Raw genomic sequence first — 3,585 nt, 5'->3', positions numbered from 1 at the left:
CGGCACGGTGTGTGGGCCGGCTGCAGCAGGGCCGCAACGCCAACTTTCAATCAACCGTGCCGCCGCATACGTTTAACGCATCCTCTGTGTTGCCGCGTATTGAGCGATAGTTGCAGCAAATCAATCTCAATTATTATTTTTAATCATAACTTTTATAGCTTTCTTAACCTGTTTGCTTTCACCAGACGCCCTGAACACCAGCGAGTCCTTAGTCAAAGACCTTATCTGCGGAGTATATAGAAATACGGGGTCATTGCCCGAGCCGTCGCTTACTACAATTATGCCCGGCTCATTTATATATATCTCACCGTTTCCGACGGTGTTTACCGCGGTTACGAAGTTAATCTGATCCCCTATCGACATAGACGATTGTAGGGCAAGTATATTGTCAGTGTCGCAGCCCGGGGAATAGGGATCGGGCGGAGTTAAATATGTGATGCTGGGGTTATAAACCGCACTGGGATCAAGAGCTATCGCGGCGAGTCTGCTCAACGATATATAATGGTAATCCGAGCCGTTTTGTACTATCAGCAGTCCCGGTCCGCCGGCACTGGGTGAAGCATAGACTTGAATAGGCGTGCCTGTCACTGTAGCCATTTGTTCTATAAAAAAGGTCATGGTAGTAGCGGGGTATAAGGTTATTATCTGCTCCAAAAGATTAGCCCACTGGCTGATGGCAAAACATTCCGTCGTATCAGCCATTGTGCCGGTTTCTCCCTGAGGGCCGGTCGGTCCGCTTGGTCCGCTTGGTCCGGTCGGCCCAATCGGTCCTTCAGATCCGGTCGGCCCAACGTCTCCCATTATTCCCTGAGGGCCTTCCGGGCCTTGGCAACCTCTTGCGCCCATAGGTCCTTCGGGGCCTTGTACTCCCGACGGCCCTTCCGGTCCCATCGGGCCGGGCGGTCCGATCAGGCCCTGCAATCCCTGAGCTCCTTCAGGTCCCGGTGCACCCTGTGGGCCCGCAGGCCCTATATCCCCTCTTGAGCCGGCAGGTCCCGCTATGCCCTGTATTCCGGCCGGGCCCGGATTGCCTCGCGGCCCAATGGCTCCTTGACAACCAGGATCACCTTGGGGGCCAATATCACCGCGAACCCCTTGAGGCCCTTGTGGGCCTATTTGCCCCTGAGGACCGCGGGAACCGGCAGGTCCCTGACATCCCGGATCGCCTTTTTCGCCTTTTTCGCCTTGAGGACCCCTTTGGCCTCTAAGGCCTTCCGGTCCCATTGGGCCGGGCGCCCCCTGAGGACCGGGGTAACCCACATCACCCTTAGGTCCCGGACATCCCGGATCTCCTTTCAAACCACGCATACCCATTGGTCCCGGCGGTCCCGGAGGTCCCGGAGGTCCCGGTTGTCCCGATGTCTCCGGCGGACATGTCAGCGGAAAGTTTGATTGACAATTATAGGTATTCAGATCTTCTTTTCTGTACATTGCTGTAAATCCTTTTTTGTTTTTTGAATAGACTAGTACTCAATATATTTTATTCATTAGAAAAAAATTTGGTACTTGATACAAAAAACTATCTGCCGAACCATACTTCAAAGCTACAAACGCCATACTCACAGAAAGAATATTTTTTTCATAATATACAATGAACTATCGTGTTCTAACTTAGTTTATTAAGTTGGAATTTGTCAAACTGTTAGAATGGATATAGACGCGAGATTATGCGGCAATACTCAAGTTGATTGACTTATCATTTTAGACATACGTCAACTTGGAGTAAACCGAAGGGAGACTTCTGAAATTGAATAAAAATCGTATAAACCAACGCCGCGCTGTGGAAATAAGAGCTAAAAATCCTCCGCTTCCCGTTTATAAATCAAATTTTAACCCGTGTTGCGCTCTTTGCGCCATCGCTTCAGCTTGTTCAACGGACTCGCAAGGTATACCTGGCTGTCCCGGCCCGCAAGGCGTCCGCGGCGACGTTGGTCCGCAGGGAGATCCCGGTTGCCCAGGCCCTATTGGTCCAAAAGGAAATCCTGGCCCCCCGGGCCCTATGGGGCCGCCGGGTTCGCGCGGGCCGAGAGGAGATATAGGGCCTGCCGGATGCAGGGGGCCGGAAGGTCCGGAAGGGCCTCAAGGTGAACGCGGATTCGAAGGCCCACCCGGGCCTATGGGGCTGGATGGTCCGGTCGGCGCCACAGGCCCTCAAGGGCCGCAAGGCCCAAAAGGTTGTCAGGGGCCGGAAGGTCCGCAAGGCGAAAGAGGATACCCCGGCCCCATCGGTCCGGTCGGTCCCGTCGGTCCTGCCGGTTCGTCTGTTTCTCTTATTGCTGCACAGTATTTGGATATCCGTCCTAAAGAACAAACGAAGCGTTGTTATAGATCGGGTGAAACAATCAAGTTTAACGTTGAAACAATAAGCGGCGAGCCGTACATAAATTATAATCATTCATCAGCTAAATTTATTATAAGCAAGCCCGGCAAGTATGTCGTCAACTTTATGCTATATGTATCGAATATTATTGATGGGAATAAAACACAGATACAGATTGAAGTAAATGGAACGGTCGTTTCATTCCGTGATGTTATTTTTTCCGCAATCAACGGTTCGCCTTTTACATTTACGGATATAATCCAAATAAACAATGATGATTCTAAGTTGCGAGTATTGAATAAAGGAAAAGATATTATGTTAAGCGATTTGGCAGAAGCTGTTGCATTTATATCCGTCTGGGGACTTGCATGAGAAGTTACAGTATACCTCAAAAAGATTGACAAACGTTTTTCCTATAAAGCATTTGCTTGTCGGTGGAAACAAAAAAGATAATGATTGATTGCGCAGTTTTCAATAAATGGTGGAAAGGATGACATTTCTTGATAGTCGCCAAGGCTACATGATGCAGTAAATTAACTGAAAATATCCAATACCAATCTTCTTCTAAAAAAGGCTGGGATTATATCTTCCCGGCCAATACTGCATCAGCTCATTGATTCTCGTTGGGTATATGCAAGCTTTTTTCACCGACAAGTATTCGCATGACATAAATCAAAAGGAGATTATCTTTTCCATTCATAGCTAAAGCTTTTATTTCCGCCGGCCAGCCGGTGGTTTTTTTTAAACAAAAACAAATCAAAACTACCGGCTGAGCCGGTAGTTTGTACAAAGGCTCCAAGCCTTTGATACTAGCGAGAGCCTCAAGGCTCGTTGAACAGTACGCCAACTGCTATTTTGTCCCAACTAGCCCTAAAGGGCTTTTTTAGCTGTTATCTTTTTCCGGCTTACCCGTAAACGGGTCTATATATTCTTTTATGCTTATTTGGTCATTAGCGATATCTTCCTGTAACTGTTTTTGTATATATGACCTTATCGCCTTTTCGTTTCTACCCACTGTATCTGCATAATAACCTCTACACCAAAAATGACGATTCCCGTACTTGTATTTCAAGTTTGCGAATTTATCAAATATCATAAGGCTGCTCTTGCCTTTCAGATATCCCATGATTTGGGCTACACTATACTTTGGCGGTATTGCTACAAGCATATGTACATGGTCAGAACATGCCTCCGCTTCTATTATTTTTATTCCTTTCTTTTCGCACAGCATTCTCAATGTTTTCCAATCTATACTTTTATCTTGC

The 3,585-nt window shown here is 47.8% G+C and carries 3 protein-coding genes; 1 reads left to right on the top strand and 2 read right to left on the bottom strand.

Features of this window, described 5'->3' with window-relative positions; all coding sequences use genetic code 11:
* Positions 1-126: 126 nt before the first annotated feature.
* Positions 127-921, bottom strand: coding sequence for a hypothetical protein (locus WC958_06305; GenBank protein MFA5629833.1), 795 nt, complete (start codon positions 919-921; stop codon positions 127-129).
* Between the two features lie 1,195 nt (positions 922-2,116).
* On the opposite strand from WC958_06305, the gene WC958_06300 reads away from it, so the two are divergent.
* Entirely contained in the window at positions 2,117-2,692 is a 576-nt protein-coding gene (locus tag WC958_06300; GenBank protein ID MFA5629832.1) for a hypothetical protein, read from the top strand.
* A gap of 511 nt (positions 2,693-3,203) precedes the next feature.
* Here the strand turns inward: WC958_06300 and tnpA are convergent.
* The coding region (gene tnpA, locus WC958_06295) for an IS200/IS605 family transposase (protein MFA5629831.1) at positions 3,204-3,585 on the bottom strand (382 nt) is incomplete at its 5' end.

The organism is Dehalococcoidales bacterium (genome assembly GCA_041656115.1).
GTDB lineage: Bacteria > Chloroflexota > Dehalococcoidia > Dehalococcoidales > UBA5627 > UBA5627.
Note: the sequence above shows the minus strand (reverse complement) of the source record. Positions and strands in the feature narration are given on the sequence as shown.